Origin of the sequence: Kaistella treverensis, from assembly GCF_900114045.1 — a bacterium.
GTDB classification, from domain to species: domain Bacteria; phylum Bacteroidota; class Bacteroidia; order Flavobacteriales; family Weeksellaceae; genus Kaistella; species Kaistella treverensis.
In genome coordinates this window covers 290239-312711 of record NZ_FORQ01000002.1, presented here as the reverse complement: position 1 = coordinate 312711, position 22473 = coordinate 290239, and the positions used below count along the sequence as shown (strand labels likewise).

The following is a 22473-nucleotide window of genomic DNA, read 5'->3' as shown; positions in this document are numbered from 1 at the left end:
AATTATGATATATTATTTTTTTGAAGATATAAACGAAATAACCATTGAACCGAGCACTTCAGTGTGGTTAGAAGAGATTATTTCTCTTGAAGGAAAAAAAACGGGTAAAATTAACTACATTTTTTGCACGGATGAAGGTTTGCTGAAGGTGAATCAGGATTACCTTCAGCATGATCACTATACGGACATCATAACCTTTGATTATGTGAAGGGTAAAAATATTTCCGCTGATATTTTCGTATCTTTGCCCCGCATTTTAGAAAATGCAGAAAAACTTGCGAAAAATTTTAATCAAGAGTTTCACCGCGTTTTAGCACATGGTATTTTACACCTATGTGGCTATAAAGATAAAAGCGAAGAGGAAGTAAAAATTATGCGACAAAAAGAAGATTTTTATTTAAACCTGCTTTAAAATTTCGAAAAAATTTCCCCCTCTTTTGCTGTTTTTTTTTAAGTTTCACGTGAAACATTTTAGAAGATATTTATGATAAATGATATATATGACGTCATTGTAGTTGGCGCCGGGCATGCAGGTTCAGAAGCTGCAGCTGCCGCAGCGAACCTCGGATCAAAAACACTTTTGATCACAATGAACATGCAAACGATCGGACAGATGTCTTGTAATCCCGCAATGGGCGGAATTGCAAAAGGACAGATCGTTCGGGAAATTGATGCGATGGGTGGTTATTCCGGCATCGTTTCGGATAAATCTGCGATTCAGTTTAAAATGCTGAATCTTTCAAAAGGTCCGGCAATGTGGTCGCCAAGAACGCAGAATGACCGAATGCTATTTGCCGAAGAATGGAGGATTGCTTTAGAACAGACACCAAACCTGGATTTTTTTCAGGATATGGTAAAAAGCTTAATTATAGAAAATGACGCTGTAGCAGGTGTCGTAAGCTCGCTTGGTTTAAAGATAAAAGCAAAATCTGTTGTTTTAACCAACGGAACTTTTCTTAATGGTTTAATTCACGTTGGGGATAAGCAACTTGGTGGCGGAAGAATGGGTGAACCACGAGCTGTAGGAATAACAGAGCAGCTTATTTCATTCGGTTTTGAAGCGGGCCGTATGAAAACCGGAACACCTCCGCGTGTTGACGGCAGAACGTTGGACTATTCCAAAATGGAAGAACAAAAAGGTGATGAAAACCCTCAAAGTTTTTCCTTTTTAGACACACCAAAAATGACAAAACAAATGAGTTGTCATATTGTTTACACGAACGAAACTGTTCATGAAATCTTACGCGAAGGTTTTGACAGAAGTCCGATGTTTAACGGCACAATTCAAAGCACGGGCCCGCGCTATTGCCCAAGTATTGAAGATAAAATAAATAGGTTTGCAGAACGTGAAAGACATCAGCTTTTTGTAGAGCCGGAAGGTTGGCGAACTGTAGAAATGTATATTAATGGTTTTAGTTCTTCACTTCCTGAAGAGGTTCAGTTGAAAGCGATGCGTCATATTCCAGGCTTTGAAAATGCCAAAGTTTTCAGACCAGGTTATGCAATAGAATATGATTACTTCCCTCCTACTCAGCTTACCCATACCTTAGAAACTAAACTTATAAATAACCTTTATTTTGCAGGACAAATTAATGGCACAACAGGTTACGAAGAAGCAGCTGGACAAGGTCTAATGGCAGGTATTAATGCACACAATAAAGTCCATGGTAAAGATGCTTTCACTTTAAACAGAAATGAAGCATATATTGGAGTTCTGATTGACGATTTAATTACAAAAGGAACTGAAGAACCGTACCGAATGTTTACCTCGCGCGCTGAATATCGCCTCTTGTTGCGTCAGGATAATGCTGATATTCGTCTTACCGAAAAATCGTACAATTTAGGTTTAGCCAGCGCAGAGAGACTTAAAAAAGTTCAAAAGAAAATCGACGAAAGCGAAAAACTTGAAACATTTCTAAAAAATACATCCTTAAAACCAGGTGTTATAAATCCAATACTAACTGAAATTCAATCTTCACCTGTTGATCAGGCTTTTAAAACTGCGACCCTATTAACACGTCCAAATATGACGCTGGAGAAATTGGAACAGATAGATTTAATTAAAAATTTTACCGCGAATTTTGGACCTGAAATTAAAGAGCAGGCTGAAATAAATATTAAGTACAAAGGATACATTGATAAAGAACGCGACAATGTCGCAAAACTTCAGAAATTGGAAACTATTAAAATACCTGAAAATTTTAACTACTCAGATTTGAAATCATTGTCAACCGAAGCGCGACAAAAATTAGATAAAATCCGGCCAAAAACCATAGCTCAAGCTGTTAGAATAAGTGGTGTTTCGCCTTCAGATATTAACATTTTGCTGATTTTTTTAAAGTAACGTTTCACGTGAAACAATATATAATGAAAATAAAAGATCATTTTCTTACACAAGAAACCTTTGAGCTAAAAGAAACTGAAATTCCGGGTATTTGGAAAACACATCTAGTTCCAAAAGATCTTTCTAAATACTACCAAAGTGAAAATTATATATCTCATCATCAGGATTCCGGCAGTTTAAAAGAAAAAGTTTACAAATTTCTGCAAAACTTTAATTTAGATTACAAAAAAAAAATACTTCTGGAGCAGGTAAAAATTGGTTCAAGTGTTTTAGATTATGGTTGTGGTGCGGGTGAATTTTTAAAAAAAATCGAAGGAAACTTAAAAATTTATGGCTTTGAACCAAATGAAACAGCCAGAAGTTTTGCACAAAAAAAGGTATCTTCCGGTAAGTTTATTTCAACCTTAGAGGAAGTTGAAAACAATTCATTAGATGCAATTACGCTGTGGCATGTTTTTGAGCACATAGAAAATCAGCAGGAAATTCTGGATATATTTTATCACAAACTTTCCGCAAACGGAAAACTAATAATAGCTGTACCAAATCCCACGTCTCACGATGCAAAAAAATATAAAGAGTTTTGGGCAGCTTATGATGTCCCGCGACATATATTTCATTTCTCAAAAAATGGAATGTTAGAACTTATGACCAGTGAAAAATGGAAAGTGAAAAAAATTAAACCACTCCTACTCGACGCGTATTATATTTCAGCATTGAGCGAAAAATATAAAAAATCACCGATTTTTTGGTTAAAAGGACTGGTTTACGGAACGATTTCCAATTTTAAGGCATCAAAAACCGGAGAATATTCCAGTTTGATATACATAATCGAAAAAAAATAGTTATTTAATTTTTGAGGTATTTATAAAGGTCAATTTTTGACCAATTCAACCAAATTTTTGCAAAAACAAAAAAAAAGCTCGTTTTAACAGGAAATTTTTTGATAATTAAAGGAAGTTAAATTTTACCAATCAGGAACTTCAGAATTTCAACGTAGTTTTTCAAAAGTGAAAAATATCCTGTTTTAGCAGGATATTTTATTTTGATGTAATTGAAGCAAATTTAACTTTACTAAAAAGCAAAAACTCAATTTATTAACTGTAGTTTTTCAAAATGAAAAAATTTCCTGCTTTAGCAGGAAATTTTTATAATTATACTTTATTGGTTAATCGCTTTTACTCCGGGAAGCTCTTTGCCTTCCAAACTTTCCAGCATTGCTCCACCGCCGGTGGAAACGTAACTCACTTTATCTTCGTAACCAAACTTTTTAACAAAAGCCACACTATCGCCACCACCAACTAATGAAAATGCACCTAATTTCGTTGCTTCTGCAATGCTGTCACCTAAAGATATAGTTCCAGAAGCAAAATTTGGCATTTCAAAAACTCCTATCGGACCGTTCCATAAGATTGTCCGGCATTTCATCACCACGTCATTGAATAACAAACGGGATTTGGTACCAGCATCCAAGCCCATCCAACCAGGTTCAATATCATAAATATCTACTTCTTTTGTATCTGCGTCATTATTGAATTCATCAGCCATAATCACATCTACCGGCAGATGTACATCAACATTCAGCCGTTTTGCTTTTTCTAAAATTTCAAGCGCTAAACCAAGTTTATCCTCCTCTACTATGGAATTACCAACTTCACCACCGAGTGCTTTAATGAAAGTAAAAGCCATGCCGCCGCCAATAATCAGATGATCTACAGCTGGAAGAATATTTTCAATTATAGTAATTTTTGACGAAACTTTTGAACCACCCAAAATTGCTAAAACAGGCTTTTTGCCAGTTTTCAGCACTTTATCAATCGCTTCTAATTCTTTCGCCATCAATAAACCGAAAAATTTAGTTGAAGGGAAAAACTGTGCGATTACAGCGGTAGAAGCATGCTCGCGGTGTGCGGTTCCGAAGGCATCGTTTACAAAAGCATCGGCATACGAAGCTAATTTTTTAGCAAATTCTACATCACCGTTTTCTTCCTGCTCATAAAAACGAACATTTTCTAAAATTAAAATTTCTCCGTCTTTCAGATCATTGGTCATTTTTTGCGCATCTTCGCTCATACAATCCTCACAAAACTTTACGGTTTTACCGAAAACTTCTTCAATTTCCGGAATGAGATTTTTCATCGAAAATTCTTCACAGAACTTACCTTTTGGCCGACCGAGATGTGAAAGCAAAATAACAGAACCACCGTCGTTTAAAATCTTTTCAATTGTCGGTTTTACAGCTTGAATTCTGGTGTTATCGGTAACTTTTAAGTCAGCGCTTTGCGGAACATTGAAATCCACCCGTACCAGAGCCTTTTTTTCTTTAAAGTTAAAATCGTTAATTGTTTTCATAAAAATCCCGGTTTTTAAGTTTAACAAATGTAAGATTAATTCCCTCGTCTGGAAATTATTTTGATTTTTAAATTCCACAAAACCCTTTCATTCATTTTCTCAACAGTAAATTCTTTTTTATAAATAAAGAATATGAATAGTGTTGTTGTAGGTTACGGCTTTGCGGAGAACTTTTACTAAAGAATTTAGTCACATAGTCTATGGAGTTGCTGGTGTACTTATCAACATTTTTAATATCTGATTTATAATACATTATAAATTTTATCAACGTTTGTTAATAAGATAAAATTTACCTCTTTATGAACAAATATTTTATTGAAAACTCCCGCTGAAGACCTCAGTAAAAAATTGAAATTTAAAATTCAATTGTTCGCGGATTTTTACCAATATCAAATTTTCTGGATTACGAAAGACTTCTTTTTCGAAAGTTATTAACACCAATTAGAAACTTAATCCACAAGTTTTCCGAGATTGTTAAAAAAGCGGAAAACACAGAAATTACCGTGCCGTAAATTAATGTTCCTCGCAAAATATATTAATATTTTTAATCTTAAATTTGTGTTTATTCTACACCAACCTCAATATATAAATCATGAAGAAAATAGCAATTGCGTGTGACCACGCAGGTTTTAAGTATAAAGAGATCATTAAGCAACATCTGGCGGGATCATACGAAGTTGAAGATTTTGGTACATTTTCTGAAGATTCCGTTGATTACCCGGATTTTGTGCATCCTGCTGCAAATTCTGTAGCAGATGGTAAGAACGAATTTGGAATCCTGATTTGCGGTAGTGGTAACGGCGTACAGATTACCGCAAACAAGCACCAGAAAATTCGCTGCGCGCTGTGCTGGATGCCGGAACTGGCTGATTTAGCCCGCAAACATAATAATGCGAATATGATTTCCATCCCAGCTAGATTTATAGCCAGCGAACTTGCTGTGGAAATTGTAGAAAAGTTCCTTACTTCGGAATTTGAAGGTGGAAGACATCAGAACCGCGTTGGTAAAATCAGCGTTTGCTAAATTTAAACACATAAAAATAAACTAGATGCCAAGAAAAAAGAAATATATTTCCGCTAAAAACGATCATAAATTACAGGAAATCGGTCGCCTGATTTTAAAGTTTATGAACCACAATTCTACCAAAATCTATAATTATAAGCAGATTTCGGATGGTATTGATTACAAAAACCCGCGCCAGCGTGAATTGGTTATTCAGGCGCTGCATCAGCTGCTGAGTGTGCAGCGCATCAAGGAGGTGGAAAAAGGAAAGTACATCATCAATTTAAAAATTGAAGAAACTTTGACCGGAATTATCGATTTTAACCAAACCGGAAATGCCTATGTAAAAGTTGAAGGCTTAGAGGATGATATTTTCGTGCATTCAAAAAACGTAAAAGATGCTTTACAGGGTGATACGGTTCTTATTGTAACGTATCATTTTAAAGGCCGCAAGATCGAAGGTTCTGTACTTGAAGTGCTGGAGCGCAGCCGTTCCGAATTTGTCGGAACTTTTCAGTTTATAAAACATAAAGATTTTGGTTTTGTTGTTGGCGATAAAAAGCGGATAAATACCGATATTTTTGTTCCGAAAGGAAAAATTGGTGGCGCCCAGGATGGTGATAAGGTTGTGGTAAAAATGACCGATTGGAAACAAGGTGAGAAAAATCCCGAAGGTGAAATCATTAAAGTTTTGGGTGCGCCAGGCGAACACGAAACCGAAATTCACTCGATACTGGCTGAGTACGGTCTACCCTACACTTTCCCTGAAGATGTTGAAAATGAAGCCAGTAATCTGGACCGCAGTATCAGACATGAAGAAGTTGCAAAGCGCCGTGATATGCGCGATATCTGCACTTTCACCATCGATCCGAAAGATGCAAAAGATTTTGACGACGCTTTATCAATTCAAAAGCTTGAAAACGGCAACTGGGAAATCGGTGTTCACATCGCCGATGTTTCGCATTATGTGGTGCCCGGAACTTTGATCGATGATGAAGCTTATGACCGCGCAACTTCGGTATATCTTGTAGATCGCGTGGTTCCGATGTTACCGGAAGTTTTAAGTAACGACGTTTGTTCCTTGCGTCCGAACGAGGATAAATATACTTTTTCCGCCGTCTTCGAAATTACTGATGATGCTGAAGTTAAAAAAGAATGGTTTGGCCGCACGGTAATTCATTCCGACCGAAGGTTTGCTTACGAAGAAGCACAGGAAAGAATTGAGAAAAAAGAGGGAGAATTGGCGGAAGAAATTTTGGTTTTAGACCGCTTAGCAAAAATTCTTCGTAAAGAACGGATTGACAATGGTGCTATTACATTTGACAGAAGTGAAGTCCGCTTTAATCTGGATGAAAATAACGAACCCATTGGCGTTTATTTCAAAGTCAGCAAAGATTCCAACCATCTTATCGAAGAATTTATGCTGCTTGCGAACCGAAAAGTTTCAGAATTTGTTTCGCTGAACCGGCGTGGTGAACCAACCGGAAATACCTTTATTTACAGAATTCACGACGATCCGGATCCGGCCAAACTGGAAGCACTCCGCGATTTTGTCGGAACTTTCGGCTATAAAATGAATTTGGCAAATACCAAAAAAGTGGCCGAATCGCTCAATAATTTATTGAAAGAAGTTCAAGGTAAAGGTGAAGAAAATATGATTGAAACCCTTGCCATGCGTTCGATGAGCAAAGCCGTCTACTCTACCAATCCTATCGGACATTACGGTTTAGGCTTCGAATATTACTCACATTTTACCTCACCGATTCGTCGATATCCCGATTTAATTGCGCACCGCTTGCTTCAGCATTATTTAGATGGTGGAAAATCACCACATAAAGAGGAATACGAAGTAAAATCCAAGCATTGCAGCTCAATGGAAAGACTTGCAGCGGATGCAGAACGAGATTCGATTAAATTCATGCAGGTGAAATTTATGGAAAAACATATTGGTGAAGAATTTACCGGTGTTATTTCTGGTGTTGCAGATTTTGGTTTCTGGGTTCAAATTCCGGAAAATGGTGCTGAAGGCCTGATAAAATTACGCGATCTAATGGACGATTCTTACAGTTATGATGCTAAAAACCACTTGGTTCAAGGCAGCCGAACTGGAAATCAATACCAACTTGGTGACAAGGTTACTATTAAAGTAATGAAAGCGAATCTTATCCAGAAACAGCTGGATTTTAAAATTGTTGAACCGCAGAACTCTTAAAAAATCCATTTTTAATTTCCAAAAAATCCTGTCTTTTCCTGAATAAAAATTAATGTTAGAACTCATTCTTTCAGCGGTTGGTCTCGGTATTATGCTCAGTCTGGTTTTCATCGGCCCGATTTTTTTCCTGCTTATTGAAACCAGTTTTTCGCGCGGTCCAAAACATGCGATAACCTTGGATTTAGGTGTTGTTGTAGCCGATATTATTTGTATTGTAGCGTCTTATTTTGCCAGCGGTGACCTCGTAGAAATCATTGATAAGCATCCGGGTTTTTACCGCATTACCGCCTTCGTCGTTTTCATTTACGCATTGTACATGATTGTTTCGAAAACCAAAATGCACCTCGCAGGTGAAGAAAAACTGATTAACCAAAACTATTTTAAAACATTTTTTAACGGCTTTTTCTTTAATATTTTGAATATTGGCGTTGTGCTTTTCTGGCTGGTAACGGTCATTTCTGTGCGAAACGCTTATCCGGAAACTGCAGAATTTCTGTTCTATATGGCACTTGTTGTCGCGACGTATTTGGTAATTGATTTGTTTAAAATTTATTTAGCGAAGATTTTTCATGATAAACTCACACAGCTTTTAGCAAATAAAATTCGCCGGGCTGTCGGGTTTATTTTAATTGCTTTTAGTTTTGTTATTTTTCTTCAAAGCTTTAAAAAATTCAATTCCTTCGACCGTAAATTAGAAGAAGCAGAGCGTACTGAAAAAAAAATTTTAAAGCCATGAAAAAAGTTATTTTTCCAAAAAACATCGAACAAGGGGCTAAAATTGCCCTAATCTCTCCCGCAGGAATGGTCACCGAAGATCAACTCCAAAAAGGAATGGCTTTAATTCGGGAAAAAGGTTTCGAGCCGGTTGTAGGAAAATATATTTTCACCAAATACAATCACGGATACAATTACGCGGGCACCGAAAAAGAACGGATTTCAGATTTAAACTGGGCGCTGAATGATGATGAAATCTCAGCAATTTGGGCGTCGCGCGGCGGCTATGGAAGCCAGCATTTGCTTCAGCATCTCAAATTTTCGAAATTTAAAAAATATCCGAAATGGTATATCGGTTATTCAGACAATACCGCCATCCAGAGCTATTTATTAAAGAATAATTTTGCTTCAATTCACGGGCAAACCATCAAAACTTCGAGTTTTGGCGTTTCGGAAGATAGTTATGATTTAGTTTTTGACATCATGCAAGGTGAAAAGCCTTTTTACAATGTTGAAAAGCATTTGTTGAACAAAAACGGAAGCGCGGAGGGTCAGCTCGTCGGTGGAAATCTGGCGCTGATCTATGCTTTGCTGGGCACACCCTACTCTTTTAAATTCAAAAATAAAATCCTGTTTATCGAAGATATTGGCGAGAAATTTTACGCACTGGACCGGATGCTGATGAGCCTGGAACTCGCAGGCGTTTTTCGCAAAATCAAAGGATTAATAGTTGGCGGAATGATCAATATGGGCGAAGAAAAAGAGAACAAAAACTACGAAGAAAGCTTTGACGAATTTGCCTGCCAAATCATTTCTGAGCGGCTGAAAAAATATGATTTCCCGGTTATTTTCGGTTTTCCAAACGGACATATTTTCAACAATAAGCCGCTGATAATTGGCGCTCCGGTAAAAATGGAAGTTTCAGATAACGTAATGGTTCAATTTTAAAAATGGCAGAGCATAATGATTTTGGTACTCTCGCGGAAGAATTAGCAGCAGATTTTTTGGTGGAAAAAGGCTATAAAATTCTCCAAAAAAATTTTCGCTACCAACGTGCCGAAATCGATATTATTGCGGAATTTCAGAACCAGATTATCGTAGTTGAAGTAAAAGCACGCGGCACAGATATTTTTATGGCGCCGGAAGAAGCGGTTACAAAAACCAAGATAAAACTGCTCGTTTTAGCGGCAGATCATTATTTGAAGCAGAATAATATTTCGCAGGAAGTCCGTTTCGATATCATCACCGTTCTACCCGATGACACCGGAAAATTAAAAATCACGCATTTGGAAGATGCTTTTCAAAGCTTTGATGCGAATTAAAATATATTAAAATGAAAACAGCCTTAATCACCGGGGCAACTTCCGGAATTGGAAAAGCCACCGCAGAACTTTTTGCACAACAGGGTTTCCGACTGATTATCTGCGGACGCAGAACCGAAGTTTTAGATCAGGTTAAACATAAACTTTCGCAGTTTACCGAAGTTTTTAGTTTAAACTTTGACCAAAAGTTTTTACCAGAAGTTGAAAGCGCTTTCGAAATCTTACCTGAAGACTGGAGAAATATCGACGTTTTAGTAAACAACGCTGGAAATGCACATGGTTTAGATTCATTAGCAGCAGGCGATACGGATGATTGGGACGCCATGATTGACGGTAATGTAAAAGGACTTTTATACGTTTCTAAAATGATTATTCCCGGCATGATCAAACGCAATTCGGGTCACATTGTGAACATTTCCTCGGTTGCTGCGCGGCAAACCTATGCAAATGGTGTGGTGTACTGCGCTTCAAAAAAGGCGGTTGACGTAATTTCTGAAGGTATGCGGCTTGAGCTTACGGAACATGGAATTAAGGTCACCAACATCCAGCCTGGCGCTGTAGAAACCGATTTTTCGAACGTTCGTTTTAAAGGTGATGAAGCGCGTGCGAAAACCGTTTACGCGGGTTACGATGCTTTAAAAGCCGCTGATATCGCCGATGCCATTTCCTATTGCATTAATGCACCGAAACATGTCAGCATTTCCGACCTTACTATTTTCCCGGCAGCGCAAAGCGAACCAAGAACCATTCACAGAAAATAACCGGCTAAACCGGCAAATTTTTCCATTTTAAATTATGAAAATTCTTCACCTCGAAACCTCTTCCCGAAACTGTTCTGTTGCCATTTCAGACGGCGATAAACTGCTGTGTCTCTGCGAAGAAGTTTCCGACAATTATAAGCAGTCCGAAAGTTTACATTTATTCGTGCAATGGGCTTTGGAAGGCGCAAAACTCACTTTGAAAGATATTGATGCCATTTCGCTTGGAAAAGGTCCGGGTTCGTACACGGGTTTGCGCATTGGATCATCGTCTGCAAAAGGTTTTTGCTATGGTTTAAACATTCCGCTGATCGCTGTAAATTCTTTGGAAACGATGGTTGAACCCTTTTTAAATCAAGGTTATGATTTAATTATTCCCTTAATCGATGCGCGTAGAATGGAAGTTTATTCGGCGGTATTTGATGGTTTTTCCGGAGAATTATTAGCCGACACGGAAGCAAAAATTTTAGATGAAAATTCTTTCGCGGAATTTCAGGGTAAAAAAATTATTTTCGTAGGTGACGGCGCGGCTAAAGCTCAAGATATTTTACAGAACATCGAAGCAGATTTTAATGCTGAGGTTTTCCCGAGTGCGAAATTTTTGGTCAAAAAAGCGGCTAATAAATTTGAAAATCAGGAATTTGAAGATGTTGCCTACTTTGAACCTTTTTATCTAAAGGAATTTCAGGGCGTGAAAAAGAAAAAAAGCGAAGAATAATCTTCGCTTTTATTTTGTTTTGGGTTTTTTCCCGCTCCCACTTTGCGGCACATCTTGCGGCGTTCCCCTGCCACCTGGTCGTGGCGGAGCGTTTTGCGGAAGATCATCTGTATCGACTTTTATAGAATCCGGAATTTTTTGCCCCGAATTTTCCGGACGCGTCGGTTGTACCACATTTCCCGCGCTGTCGGTAGTTTCAAACTGTAAATCGCTGTGCAGGTATTTCAGCATTTCGGCGGCTTTTTCCCCTTCAGTAGTGTTGGCATAATTCAGCGCAATCTGTTCCAGCTGCAAAATCATAATTTCTTTCCCCGCGGTTTTTCCAGTATTAAAGGCATTTAGCAACGCAAATTTCGGGACTAAAGCATCTTTTGGATATTTCGCTAAAGCAATTTGAATCAACGTTTTGCTTTCCTCAAATTTTTCATCTTTATACAGCTCAAAAGCTTCAGCATACATTTTTTCAACCTCGTCCGAAGACTGAGAAAAAACTTTATTTTTCGGATCTTTTACAAATTCCGCATACGAAGTGTACGGAAATTCTGTAAGAATCATCTGTTTTGCACGTTCCGCTGCGGCCGGATTTTTTTCATAATTCATCGAAAATATCTGGTAAAGCGCCTGTAGTTTCGTTTCTTCTTCAGGCTGCTGATCAACCAAATCATACAGAGTTTTTGTAGCAAGTTCGGTATCGCCAAAATAACTTTCATACATTCTTCCGAGACCAAGCGAAGCGGTGTCCCGCGCTTTCTTTAAAGTGGTTATTTCCGCGAGACTGGTCGGAAGCTGGTCAATGTAGAAAGTTGGTTCAAAACGGCGTGGATTAGGCGCCGTAGAAAGTCCCAGCGCTTCGTTTCGAAGGTCTTCAATGGAGTTGCTTCTCACCGAAGTTCGCCAGTCGTCGTTAAGCGAACGGTTTCCCCAGATTTGTTTAAAAGTGGACTCCCCTTTTGCCACAGTTCCCGTGTTTGCAAAATAAAAGCTACCTCTGGAATTATCGAAGTTCTGGAAAGCGCCTGCAGTTCCTGCAAAAGCCGAATTTGCTGAATAATCTCCAGTGTCAAAACCTTTGCTTCTGTCCGCTTTTCGTTGCAAGATTTCCTGCTGCTGTTCTTTGGTTTTTAGCGCGTCGATATACGTGGTGAAATACGCAATTCTCTCCGCTTGCGGCATTTTGGTCAAATTCAAAATACTGTCGTTCTTCTTAATCAAATAATAATTTGCAGAGACATTTTTAATATTCGAAGACTGTTCCTGTAAAAGAATTTTTGCCGGTTCATAGGTCATCACCGCCAAAGCTGAATCGTAAAACGCGCCTGCTGAAAGGTAATCGCTGTTTTCGAAATAATCTTTTCCTATTTCATAATACGTTAAGCCTCGCACCTGTGGATCGGAAATTTTTTCGGACAAAGATTGTGCAAAAAACTGCCTGGCTTCTTCTTTTTTTCCGGCTTTGTTCGCCATCAAACCAAGAGCGTAGTAAAATTCATTTTTTCTTGAGGCGTATGTGCCTTTTTTGCTGATTTTTTCAAGATATTCTTTTGCACCGTTGAAATCATCATCGGTTCCGTTAAAGGTTTTTGCTATTTCAATTTGAGATTTTACTTCAAATTCAAAGTCATTTGCGTTTTGGTATGCGGTAACAAAACTTTCTCGCGCTTCTCCGTCCCGACCTAAATCTGCCAGAATTTGCCCACGCAGAAACGAAATCCGGCTGCGTAACTTTCTGTTTTTATTGATTACATAAGCATTTTCAAGCTCGATGATCGCATCCTGATTTTTACTGGCATTCAGCAGCATTTCTGAATAATAAATGCTGGCAAGTTGTTGAAAATCTTTGTTGATGTCGCTTCGCTTTAAATCAGCAAAAATCTCTTCTGCCCGTGCATAATCTCCAATCTTTGTGTACGCCAATCCCTGGTAAATACGCGCCAATGGCAATCTTTTATCTTCGCGCATATTGGTGAAAAGATAGTTCAGCGCATCTAAAGCTTCCAGAGGTTTTTCCTGGTAAATACGTGCCTGCGCAAGCAAAATGTGCGCATCAAAAATCTTTTTGTTTTTTTCTTCGCCATTTTTCAGCACTGAATATTTTGCGATTGCTTTCAGTGCTTTTGCTTCTGCAATTTCCAGAATTGTGGCACCACCGCCGTTCCCGCGGCCACCACCGTCACCTTGAAAATTTCCAGGCGAACCCGGCGTTCCGCGCATGTTGGAACCTGTAAAACCCGGATCGAAATCGTCGCCCGTCAAAGCGTTATTCAGCTCACTTCCTTCGGCTTGATTTTCATAGGTAAGAATCTGGATGTACGGCGCATAAAAATTGTCGCGGTGGCTTTTATCGCGGTTGCGCAACTCTGTTTCCAGCGCATCTTTACTGTTAAATAAGGTATTATAATAGGTGAAAAATCCTTTCAAGAAAGTGGAATCGTTGGCTTTCTTCCGCGATGAGCAGGAGTTAATAACCACGATTGTTAAAAGGAAAAGTATAATTTTTTTCATTATTTATAATAACTTTCAAATCAGGATTTTATTGTAAAATGCTTATTATAAAATTAGCAAAAATATGGTCTTTTATGCCGATATTTTTTATTTTAAATCTTTCAGCAGGTTATAAACCAAATGCGTGGGCAGACCCATAATTGTAAAAAAACTGCCCGAAATGCACCGAATTTTTGCCATCCCCAGCCATTCCTGAATTCCATAGCTGCCGGCTTTATCGAACGGCTGATAATTTTTAATATAAAAATCTATTTCTTCTGAACTTAAATTGTCGAACTCAACCTGCGCTACATCGGTTTGCGTAATGGTTTTTTCCAAAGTCCGTATGGTAATTCCGGTATAAACCTCGTGAATTTTGCCGGATAGTTTTTCGAGCATTTCCCGTGCCTGTACTTCTTTTTCAGGTTTTCCTAAAACGGTTTCGTTTAAAACCACAATGGTATCTGCCGTCAATAAAACTTCATCGTTTTTTAAATTTCCGTAAGCAGACGATTTCAATTCGGAGAGATAACCGGCAATCTCGGAAACAGGCAAATTTTCAGGATAGTTTTCTTCACAATCAATCTTGACGACAGAAAAATCAAAACCTAATTCCTTTAATAATTCTTTGCGGCGCGGTGAGTTTGAACCGAGTAATATTTTCATTTTTTGCCTGTTATTTAAACACTTTTTGTATCGTCAAACTGCCAGGTTCCCTGCACTTTCATCACCTGTTCAATCACATCACGAACGGCGCCTTTTCCACCTTCGGTCGGAGAAATATAATCTGAAATCAGTTTAATGTCCGGCACGGAATTCTTCGGACATGCTGAAATTCCTGAAATCTTCATCATTGGTAAATCGGGAATATCGTCACCCATGGTGAGAATTTCTTCGTTTTTAAGCTGATATTTTTGCTTGAATTCTTCGAATTTTTCCAGCTTATTGCCAATTTTAGCGTAATAATCGGTTATTCCTAAATAGTATATTCTATTCCGCACCGAAGGATCGTCGCCGCCGGTAATTACACAAATCGGATAATTGTGTTTTCTCGCCTGCACCACCGCGTAACCATCGAGAACATTCATCACGCGGCACATGCTTTTGTCCGCCATCAGCACCACGCTTCCGTCGGTAAATACGCCGTCAACATCAAAAACAAAGGCTTTTATATTTTTTAATCTGGATTTATAGCTCATACATTTTTTTAATAGATTCATTCAGCGTTTTGTAGATTTTCCGGTGCTCATCAGACGGTAAAAGTTCTTCGTGAAGCTGCAAAACGCGCTGGTCATTCCGCACCGCGGGACCGGTTTGCGCTAATTTCGGCTCAATATGCTCTATTTTCTGGGTGGTTTCTTTAATTAATGGTAAAAAATAGTCAAACGGAATTTCTTCACGGTCTGAAATTTCTTTCGCCCGTGCAAAAAGATGATTTACAAAATTACAGGAAAAAACAGCCGTTAAATGGATATATTTTCGCTTTTCATAAGTTGAACGCATCACCTTCTTGCTGATTTTTTCAGCTAAATTTAAAAGCAAATCTTCATCTTCTCTTTTCTCAGCTTCGATGAAGAAGGGTATTTCGGAATAATTCAGCATTTTAGCCCGTGAAAAAGTCTGTAAAGGATAAAAACTTGCTTTGCGGTAATTACCGGAAAGAATTTCTTTTTCCAACGAACCTGAAGTGTGCGCTACCAAAGAGTTTTCATTTTTTATTAACTTTGAAATTTCCGAAACAGAATCATCGCTGACGCAAATAATATATAAATCTGCATCGGCAAGTGCAGTGGTGGAAAACGGTATATCAAGTTCTGCAGAAATCTGCTTTAAATCAGTTTCATTCCGGCCAAAAATTTGGGCAACAGAAATGTGATTTTGAGCGAATGCTTTGCATAAATGATACGCTACATTGCCCGAACCTATAATGACAATCTTCATAGAAAAGTATTATAAACAAAGATAGTATTTTGGTTTGGACTAAAAATTGAAGTCTTTTTTAACTTTTAAACAATTCACTCATCAAAACACCGATTGCATCTCAATGAAGATTAAGGAAGCCGAAATTATCAAGTTGATGTCTGGCGAGAAAACCCGTGAAAAAGGAGTTCGCATGATGATGGATGCATATCAGAGCAGGTTATATTGGCATATCCGGCGCTTTATCGTGGATCACGATATCTCACAGGATGTTTTACAGGATACTTTTATTAAAGCTTATCAGAATTTTCATCAGTTTAAACAGGAAAGTCAGCTCTACACCTGGCTTTACAGGATTGCAACCAACGAATCTTTGCAGCAGTTAAACAAAATGAAAAAAATGCAGAAAAATGACGAAGAATCTACCAATTATCTTCAGAATTTAGTAGCAGACAATGTGCAGCCCGATGCAGATGAAATTCAGGTTTTATTGCAGAAAGCCATCCATTCTTTGCCGGATAAGCAGAAACTGGTTTTTAATATGAGGTATTATGAAGACTTACCCTACGAAGATATGTCGCAGATTTTAGACATGTCGGTGGGGACTTTAAAGACCAATTACCACTATGCCAAGCAAAAAGTTGAAGATTACATTAAACAAAATTACACGGATTAAGATACGAAAAAGATGAAAGAATTTGATTTAGATAAGTTAGAACGCAAAAATATTTTCACGCATAAAGAGAACTTTTTTGCTGAAATGCAAAACAAGGTTCTGGCCGAAATTCTTCAGGAAAAAGCAGGAAAGGTTATCAAAATGAACTGGGCTTATACGGCCGCCGCCGCAGTTGCGTTGCTGTTTGGTTTTACTTTTTTCCTGACTTCCGCGCCCGCAGAAACACCATCTGTCGCACAGAATGAAGTTGAAATTAAAAACACCGTGAACGCTGCAGAACAGGAAGCTATACCTTCTGAAGAAGCAGTTGCGCTGAAAATTTTAGAACAGGATTTAACTTCCATAGAAAACAATAATCCAAAAAACACCGCAGAAGCAAAAACAAATTTTAGTGAGAAAACAGCTAAATTTGCAAAGCAAAAGGAAAAAGAACAGGTAAAAACAGCAGAAATTCAGGTCGATCAAATTCTTTCGAATTTTACCCGCGCCGAATTAGCAGATTTATCACAAAATGCAGAGCAAGATATTTACCTGGACTTGTATAATTAAGCAACAATGAAAAAGATTTTAACACTTCTGAGCGTCGCACTTCTAACTTCCGCGAGTTTTGCCCAACAACTGAACTACGACTGGAAAAATATGAAGCCTGAACAAAGGAAAGAGATTATCCAGAAAATGAAACCGGAAGACCGAATGAACCTTTTAAAGGAATTCCGCGAAAAAATGATGATCTCTGAGCTTGAAGTGCCAGGCAATCAGCAGGAGGAATTTAAAAATCTGTACGCCGAATATCAGGAAAAGCAGAATGCAATAAAAGAAAAGTTCACCGCGGACGAAAATTATGAAAACATGAGCGATGCTGAAGCGGTAAAACAACTGGAACAAAGTTTTGAAATCGGGCAGCAGCTTTTAGATAACAGAAAAAATTACGCGCAGAAATTCATGAAAGTAATTTCACCTCAGCAGGTTCTGAAAATGTACCAGACAGAAGGTAAAATGCGTACCAAGATATTAGATAAAAAACAAGACGGGCCTCGAAATCCAGGTCCGCAGCGCAGGCGACCATAATAGTTTATTTTTTTAATGTTTGAGCGACCTCTGCAATTTATTTGTAGAGGTCGTTCTTTTATAAAAAAACACCATTTTAACGGCAAATAAATTTTTTTTGAAAATTTATTTTTGAAATAGATATATTTCAGCTTTTAAAAAATGAAAAAAATGCTCTTTTAGTGGTTAGTTTTTCAAATTATTTTCATTTTTTCTTGGTGATTACTCCGTTTTATTTCCGCTAAAAAATCCATCAAAAAACACTAAATTTGCGCACTATCTTCTATTTTAAATGAAAAACATACGAAACTTTTGCATCATTGCACATATCGATCACGGAAAGTCTACACTCGCAGACCGCCTTTTGGAATACACCAACACGGTGACCCAAAGAGAGCTGCAATCGCAGACGCTGGACGATATGGATCTTGAAAAAGAACGCGGAATTACCATAAAATCTCACGCGATCCAAATGGATTACGAACTGAATGGTGAAAAATATATTCTCAACCTTATCGATACACCGGGACACGTAGATTTTTCCTACGAAGTTTCCCGTTCCATCGCAGCTTGCGAAGGTGCGCTCTTAATCGTTGATGCCGCGCAAAGCATTCAGGCGCAGACGATAAGCAATTTATATTTAGCTTTGGAAAATGACCTTACGATTATTCCAATTCTCAATAAAATCGATTTACCTTCAGCTAATCCGGAAGAAGTAACTGATGAAATTATGAACCTAATCGGCTGCGAATACGAAGACGTTTTGCGTGTTTCCGGAAAAACCGGCGAAGGTGTGCACGAATTGTTGGAGCAAATTGTGAACAGAATTCCGGCACCTGTTGGTGATCCCGATGCACCATTGCAGGCATTGGTTTTTGATTCAGTTTACAATCCTTTCCGCGGTATCGAGGCGTATTTTAAAGTCGTGCACGGCAGCATTAAAAAAGGCCAGCGCATTAAATTTATGGCGACCGGCAAAATGTACGAAGCCGATGAGGTTGGAACTTTAAAACTAAAACAGGCTCCGAAAAAAGAAATTATGACCGGCGACGTTGGTTATATAATTTCCGGGATTAAAGACGCCCGCGAAGTTAAAGTAGGAGATACGATCACTACTTTTGAAAATGGTGCAGCAGCTGCAATTGAAGGTTTCGAAGAAGTAAAACCAATGGTTTTCGCCGGAATTTATCCAATTGAAGCTGAAGATTTCGAAGAATTGCGTTTCTCGCTCGAGAAGTTAAGGTTAAATGACGCGTCACTGGTTTTCGAACCGGAAAGTTCCGCGGCGCTTGGCTTTGGTTTCCGTTGCGGCTTCCTAGGCATGCTTCACATGGAAATCGTTCAGGAAAGACTTGACCGCGAGTTTAATATGGATGTCATCACCACGGTTCCGAACGTTTCCTACCACGGTTACACCAAAAAAGACCCGGACAAAATGATTCTCATCAACAATCCGTCAGAAATGACCGATCCTATGATGCTTGACCGCGTGGAAGAACCTTTCATCAAAGCTTCCATCATCACAAAGTCCGATTTTGTCGGCCCGGTAATGACGCTTTGTATTGAGAAAAGAGGTGAAATTGTAACCCAAAATTATCTGACTTCCGACCGTGTAGAAATGGTTTTCAACATGCCGCTTGCGGAAGTTGTTTTTGATTTTTACGACCGTTTGAAATCAATTTCCAAAGGTTATGCGAGTTTTGATTACCATCCAATTGGTTTCCGCGCTTCAAAACTAGTGAAAATGGATATTCTCATCAATGGCGACATGGTAGATGCGCTTTCCTCGCTCATCCACGACAGCAACGCGTATTATATCGGTAAAAGAATGTGCGAAAAACTTCGCGAACTTATTCCACGTCAGCAGTTTGATATTGCCGTTCAGGCGGCGCTCGGCGCGAAAGTTATTGCCCGCGAAACCATCAAAGCTTTACGAAAAGATGTGACCGCAAAATGTTACGGTGGCGATATTTCCCGTAAGCGTAAATTGTTGGAAAAGCAGAAAGAAGGGAAGAAAAAAATGAAGCAAATCGGTCGGGTAGAAGTGCCGCAATCCGCATTTATGGCGGTGTTGAAGCTGAATGAATAATTGAGTTTGGACGCCTTTTTCCGCCCTCCGTTCCCGCTTCCGCCGCGGCGGAGAGCTCCACTCAGGTCGGGGCGCGGGTTTCGTTCTAAATCAAGATTTTCTAAAACACAAAAATTCCTGCTTTTAGTCGGGAATTTTTTATTTAATTTCGCTGAAATAATTTTAAAATGAAATTCAAATTACTCTTTCTGCTGTTACTTTCAAACTTCTTTTTAGCTCAAAATAATTTCCCGACACCTTACGAAAAAGGCAACGGAAACCAAACCACGACTTACGCAGAAATGGTAAAATATTACGCTGATTTAGCCAAAAATTTCAAAAGCATCAGCGTTCAGGATTTCGGTAGCGATGATAACGGCGAACCCATAAAAGTGGTGATTTTCGAAAATTCAAAAAGTAAAGCAGCGCCTGTAATCTTAATCAATAACGGAATTCATCCCGGCGAACCCGACGGAATTGATGCGACCATGATGCTCATGCGCGATTTGGCCACCGGAAAAATTTCTGCTAAAAATTTAAAAATTGTCGCAATCGAAGCCTACAATATTTCCGGAATGTTGCGCCGCGGAAAACACAGCCGCGCCAATCAAAACGGTCCGGAAGAATACGGTTTCCGCGGAAACGCCAGAAACTATGATCTGAACCGCGATTTTATTAAAAATGACACCAAAAATTCGGAGGCATTTCAGCAAATTTTCCAGTTTTTTAAACCGATTTATTTCATCGATAATCACGTAAGTAACGGCGCAGATTATCAATATTTATTCACTTATATTTCCACAAATAAAGAAAGATTGGGCGATAAACTGGGCTTGTATTTCAATGAAAAAATGCAGCCGGAAATCCTGAAGAATATGGAGAAAAAAGGGATTTTGACCACGCCTTACGTTAATATTCACGGTGATTCTCCGGATGAAGGTTTTCCGGCTTTTATGGATTCGCCGCGCTACGCTACGGGTTACACCACGCTTTTCAACACTTTGGGCACTGTTGCGGAAACGCATATGCTGAAACCGTATAACGAAAGAGTTCGTGCAACTTATGAATACATGCTGAGCTCCATTAATTATGTTCAGAAAAACGCGAAAGAAATTCAGCAAAAAATGACCGAAAATGCAGCGAATTTTTTGCCCGGAAAGAAATATTCCATTGGCTGGAAAGTCGACAGCACAAAATATAAACTCATCGATTTTAAGGGTTTTGAAGCCGGAAAAAACGCCAGCGAAGTTTCCGGAAAACCCAGATTGTTTTACGACCGAAAAAAACCTTTCACCCGAAAAGTGAAGTTTTATAATGAATACAAGCCAACGGCTGAAATTCAGATTCCGAACTTTTATGTAATCCCGAAATCTGAAAATAAAGTGATTGAATATTTGAAAAGAAACAATATTCAGATGAAAGAAATCGCGCAGGATTCTACAATTAGCGTAGAACTTTATCGAATCGCAGATTATAAAACGGTAAAAAACCCGTACGAAGGCCATTATTTACACTTCGACACGCAAACCAAATCAGAATTTAAAAACCAAAATTTCCGCAAAGGTGATTTTCTGGTTTCTACGAAACAACCCGGTGTAAAATACCTGCTGGAAACTTTGGAACCCGCTGCGACAGATTCTTTTTTCAACTGGAACTTTTTTGACGGCATTTTGGGGCAAAAAGAGTATTTTTCGGATTACGTTTTCGAAGACACCGCCGCGGAATTGCTGAACAAAGGCACGGTGCTTCGAACCGCTTTTGAAATGGAAAAAATAGCAAACCCAGATTTTGCTAAAGAGGGAAACGCGCAACTCGATTGGATTTACAAGCATTCGCCGTATTACGAAAATTCGGTCAGTTTGTACCCAATTTTTCGGATTTTGTAAAACTTCAAAATGAAACCCTTTCAGAAAATGAAAGGGTTTTTTAATTTATTTTGGCAAACCTTTTTTTAAGGAAAAATTTGCCCTTTCAACGGCTTTTCTTTCTTTCCAGTCCATGTATCTTTTTTTGAACCTTGCTTTCATGAAATTATCGAAATTCCGCTGCACGGTAAGATTCCAAAGGGAGCGCGCTTTTACGCCCCAGGATTTGTCCCAAGCGCGCTGCGAGATGGAAAAACTTCCGTCCAGATATTTCATATAATGCCACCAGCCGGTCGGCATAAATAAAGTGTCGCCGTGTTCCAGGAAACATTCAATGCCTTCCACGCCGTCTAATGCGGGAAATTCTTCGAAATCTGGTTGCGAAATATCGTAATCTTCCAGCGCGTAAGTCGCGTACGGAATTTTGTACAGGCGGCTTTTCCATTTGTTCGCAAAAAGCAAAACGTGTTTCCGTCCGTTGAAATGCGTATGGAAAATATGAGCTAAATCGATATCGTAATGCAGGAAAGTTTCTGAACCTTCACCACCGAAAAACATATTGGGATATTTATCCAAAAAACCGCCCATTAAATCTTTCGGAGCGATATAATCTTCCAGAAGTTGCGGCGCAGATTTCAGCGGGTCGAATAAAAAGATGCGCAAATCCGTCGGCTTCTCATTAATTAAATCAATGTATTCCGTGAATTTCATTTTCGCCGCCGCGGAATTAATGGGCGCTGCGGGATCTGCTTTCGAAGAGTCGTACAGCGGAACTTCCACATCACCCACGATTTCTTTCATATAATCCATTGTCCATTTTTGGTAAGCGGGCCAGTTTCGCGCTAAATCTTTGATGACAACGGGTTTTCTCGGAAGCAAATATTTTGTCCGGAAGTCTTCCGCAGAAATCGTTTCCACGACATCAATTGGCTGTAAATGTAATCCCATAAAAAATAGATAAATATGGAGCAAAAGTAGTAAAAAAGTCAGCATTTT

21 protein-coding genes are annotated in these 22473 nt (G+C 38.8%); 15 read left to right on the top strand and 6 right to left on the bottom strand.

What is annotated here, in order from left to right:
• The first annotated feature begins 4 nt into the window (after positions 1–4).
• The 3 genes from ybeY (at position 5) to BMZ55_RS06850 (ending at position 3186) form a co-directional block, all read left to right on the top strand.
• Entirely contained in the window at positions 5–412 is a 408-nt protein-coding gene (gene ybeY / locus BMZ55_RS06860) for an rRNA maturation RNase YbeY (protein WP_089819700.1), read from the top strand.
• Positions 413–484: 72 nt separating this feature from the next.
• Positions 485–2344: a tRNA uridine-5-carboxymethylaminomethyl(34) synthesis enzyme MnmG gene (mnmG, locus tag BMZ55_RS06855; RefSeq protein ID WP_089819699.1), complete on the top strand. Its 1860-nt coding sequence runs from the start codon at positions 485–487 to the stop codon at positions 2342–2344.
• A gap of 23 nt (positions 2345–2367) precedes the next feature.
• Entirely contained in the window at positions 2368–3186 is an 819-nt protein-coding gene (locus tag BMZ55_RS06850; RefSeq protein WP_089819698.1) for a class I SAM-dependent methyltransferase, read from the top strand.
• 316 nt (positions 3187–3502) lie between these two features.
• Here BMZ55_RS06850 and BMZ55_RS06845 read toward each other — a convergent pair whose 3' ends face one another.
• Positions 3503–4693, bottom strand: a complete 1191-nt coding sequence (locus BMZ55_RS06845) for a phosphoglycerate kinase (RefSeq protein ID WP_089819697.1) — start codon at positions 4691–4693, stop codon at positions 3503–3505.
• 592 nt (positions 4694–5285) lie between these two features.
• On the opposite strand from BMZ55_RS06845, the gene rpiB reads away from it, so the two are divergent.
• From rpiB to tsaB, 7 genes are read left to right on the top strand one after another with little or no spacing between them, the layout of a single operon-like run.
• A complete protein-coding gene (rpiB, locus tag BMZ55_RS06840) occupies positions 5286–5717 on the top strand; it encodes a ribose 5-phosphate isomerase B (RefSeq protein ID WP_089819696.1) in 432 nt (143 codons plus the stop codon).
• A 25-nt stretch (positions 5718–5742) separates the two neighbouring features.
• Entirely contained in the window at positions 5743–7908 is a 2166-nt protein-coding gene (gene rnr / locus BMZ55_RS06835; protein WP_089819695.1) for a ribonuclease R, read from the top strand.
• Between the two features lie 52 nt (positions 7909–7960).
• Complete coding sequence (locus tag BMZ55_RS06830) at positions 7961–8644, top strand: LysE family translocator (RefSeq protein ID WP_089819694.1); 684 nt, start codon at positions 7961–7963, stop codon at positions 8642–8644.
• Positions 8641–9570 carry a S66 peptidase family protein gene (locus BMZ55_RS06825; protein WP_089819693.1) on the top strand — a complete coding sequence of 310 codons (930 nt, stop codon included), beginning with the start codon at positions 8641–8643 and terminating at the stop codon, positions 9568–9570. The genes BMZ55_RS06830 and BMZ55_RS06825 overlap by 4 nt, the downstream gene beginning before the upstream one ends.
• 2 nt (positions 9571–9572) lie before the next feature.
• Positions 9573–9944 (top strand): YraN family protein, encoded by a 372-nt coding sequence (locus tag BMZ55_RS06820; RefSeq protein WP_089819692.1) that lies wholly within the window; start codon positions 9573–9575, stop codon positions 9942–9944.
• Positions 9945–9955: 11 nt separating this feature from the next.
• Positions 9956–10705, top strand: coding sequence for an SDR family NAD(P)-dependent oxidoreductase (locus BMZ55_RS06815; protein ID WP_089819691.1), 750 nt, complete (start codon positions 9956–9958; stop codon positions 10703–10705).
• A 34-nt stretch (positions 10706–10739) separates the two neighbouring features.
• Complete coding sequence (gene tsaB, locus BMZ55_RS06810; RefSeq protein WP_089819690.1) at positions 10740–11420, top strand: tRNA (adenosine(37)-N6)-threonylcarbamoyltransferase complex dimerization subunit type 1 TsaB; 681 nt, start codon at positions 10740–10742, stop codon at positions 11418–11420.
• Between the two features lie 9 nt (positions 11421–11429).
• On the opposite strand, the gene porW is transcribed toward tsaB, so the two are convergent.
• The 4 genes from porW to BMZ55_RS06790 form a co-directional block, all read right to left on the bottom strand.
• Complete coding sequence (gene porW, locus BMZ55_RS06805; RefSeq protein ID WP_089819689.1) at positions 11430–13922, bottom strand: type IX secretion system periplasmic lipoprotein PorW/SprE; 2493 nt, start codon at positions 13920–13922, stop codon at positions 11430–11432.
• Positions 13923–14009: 87 nt separating this feature from the next.
• Positions 14010–14567 carry a Maf family nucleotide pyrophosphatase gene (locus BMZ55_RS06800; protein ID WP_089819688.1) on the bottom strand — a complete coding sequence of 186 codons (558 nt, stop codon included), beginning with the start codon at positions 14565–14567 and terminating at the stop codon, positions 14010–14012.
• Positions 14568–14581: 14 nt separating this feature from the next.
• On the bottom strand, positions 14582–15100 hold the full coding sequence (locus BMZ55_RS06795) for a KdsC family phosphatase (protein WP_089819687.1): 519 nt from the start codon (positions 15098–15100) through the stop codon (positions 14582–14584).
• Positions 15090–15842 carry a Rossmann-like and DUF2520 domain-containing protein gene (locus BMZ55_RS06790; RefSeq protein WP_089819686.1) on the bottom strand — a complete coding sequence of 251 codons (753 nt, stop codon included), beginning with the start codon at positions 15840–15842 and terminating at the stop codon, positions 15090–15092. The genes BMZ55_RS06795 and BMZ55_RS06790 overlap by 11 nt, the downstream gene beginning before the upstream one ends.
• Before the next feature lie 103 nt (positions 15843–15945).
• On the opposite strand from BMZ55_RS06790, the gene BMZ55_RS06785 reads away from it, so the two are divergent.
• The 5 genes from BMZ55_RS06785 (at position 15946) to BMZ55_RS06765 (ending at position 21498) form a co-directional block, all read left to right on the top strand.
• Positions 15946–16497, top strand: coding sequence for an RNA polymerase sigma factor (locus BMZ55_RS06785; RefSeq protein WP_089819685.1), 552 nt, complete (start codon positions 15946–15948; stop codon positions 16495–16497).
• 12 nt (positions 16498–16509) lie between these two features.
• On the top strand, positions 16510–17046 hold the full coding sequence (locus BMZ55_RS06780) for a hypothetical protein (protein WP_089819684.1): 537 nt from the start codon (positions 16510–16512) through the stop codon (positions 17044–17046).
• Positions 17047–17052: 6 nt separating this feature from the next.
• Positions 17053–17565, top strand: a complete 513-nt coding sequence (locus BMZ55_RS06775; RefSeq protein WP_089819683.1) for a hypothetical protein — start codon at positions 17053–17055, stop codon at positions 17563–17565.
• A 271-nt stretch (positions 17566–17836) separates the two neighbouring features.
• Positions 17837–19633, top strand: a complete 1797-nt coding sequence (gene lepA / locus BMZ55_RS06770) for a translation elongation factor 4 (protein ID WP_089819682.1) — start codon at positions 17837–17839, stop codon at positions 19631–19633.
• 167 nt (positions 19634–19800) lie between these two features.
• Positions 19801–21498, top strand: a complete 1698-nt coding sequence (locus BMZ55_RS06765) for a M14 family zinc carboxypeptidase (RefSeq protein ID WP_089819681.1) — start codon at positions 19801–19803, stop codon at positions 21496–21498.
• 45 nt (positions 21499–21543) lie between these two features.
• Here the strand turns inward: BMZ55_RS06765 and BMZ55_RS06760 are convergent, their stop codons facing one another.
• Positions 21544–22425, bottom strand: coding sequence for a cupin-like domain-containing protein (locus BMZ55_RS06760; protein WP_089819680.1), 882 nt, complete (start codon positions 22423–22425; stop codon positions 21544–21546).
• Positions 22426–22473 lie beyond the last annotated feature (48 nt).

Coding starts and splice junctions, on each gene's coding strand:
- lepA (WP_089819682.1), top strand. CDS start 17,837: ATGAAAAACATACGAAACTTTTGCATCATTGCACATATCGATCACGGA.
- BMZ55_RS06830 (WP_089819694.1), top strand. CDS start 7,961: ATGTTAGAACTCATTCTTTCAGCGGTTGGTCTCGGTATTATGCTCAGT.
- BMZ55_RS06760 (WP_089819680.1), bottom strand. CDS start 22,425: ATGGGATTACATTTACAGCCAATTGATGTCGTGGAAACGATTTCTGCG.
- porW (WP_089819689.1), bottom strand. CDS start 13,922: ATGAAAAAAATTATACTTTTCCTTTTAACAATCGTGGTTATTAACTCC.
- BMZ55_RS06845 (WP_089819697.1), bottom strand. CDS start 4,693: ATGAAAACAATTAACGATTTTAACTTTAAAGAAAAAAAGGCTCTGGTA.
- BMZ55_RS06815 (WP_089819691.1), top strand. CDS start 9,956: ATGAAAACAGCCTTAATCACCGGGGCAACTTCCGGAATTGGAAAAGCC.
- tsaB (WP_089819690.1), top strand. CDS start 10,740: ATGAAAATTCTTCACCTCGAAACCTCTTCCCGAAACTGTTCTGTTGCC.
- BMZ55_RS06820 (WP_089819692.1), top strand. CDS start 9,573: ATGGCAGAGCATAATGATTTTGGTACTCTCGCGGAAGAATTAGCAGCA.
- rpiB (WP_089819696.1), top strand. CDS start 5,286: ATGAAGAAAATAGCAATTGCGTGTGACCACGCAGGTTTTAAGTATAAA.
- BMZ55_RS06850 (WP_089819698.1), top strand. CDS start 2,368: ATGAAAATAAAAGATCATTTTCTTACACAAGAAACCTTTGAGCTAAAA.
- BMZ55_RS06790 (WP_089819686.1), bottom strand. CDS start 15,842: ATGAAGATTGTCATTATAGGTTCGGGCAATGTAGCGTATCATTTATGC.
- BMZ55_RS06775 (WP_089819683.1), top strand. CDS start 17,053: ATGAAAAAGATTTTAACACTTCTGAGCGTCGCACTTCTAACTTCCGCG.
- BMZ55_RS06825 (WP_089819693.1), top strand. CDS start 8,641: ATGAAAAAAGTTATTTTTCCAAAAAACATCGAACAAGGGGCTAAAATT.
- BMZ55_RS06780 (WP_089819684.1), top strand. CDS start 16,510: ATGAAAGAATTTGATTTAGATAAGTTAGAACGCAAAAATATTTTCACG.
- BMZ55_RS06785 (WP_089819685.1), top strand. CDS start 15,946: ATGAAGATTAAGGAAGCCGAAATTATCAAGTTGATGTCTGGCGAGAAA.
- mnmG (WP_089819699.1), top strand. CDS start 485: ATGATAAATGATATATATGACGTCATTGTAGTTGGCGCCGGGCATGCA.
- BMZ55_RS06800 (WP_089819688.1), bottom strand. CDS start 14,567: ATGAAAATATTACTCGGTTCAAACTCACCGCGCCGCAAAGAATTATTA.
- rnr (WP_089819695.1), top strand. CDS start 5,743: ATGCCAAGAAAAAAGAAATATATTTCCGCTAAAAACGATCATAAATTA.
- ybeY (WP_089819700.1), top strand. CDS start 5: ATGATATATTATTTTTTTGAAGATATAAACGAAATAACCATTGAACCG.
- BMZ55_RS06765 (WP_089819681.1), top strand. CDS start 19,801: ATGAAATTCAAATTACTCTTTCTGCTGTTACTTTCAAACTTCTTTTTA.
- BMZ55_RS06795 (WP_089819687.1), bottom strand. CDS start 15,100: ATGAGCTATAAATCCAGATTAAAAAATATAAAAGCCTTTGTTTTTGAT.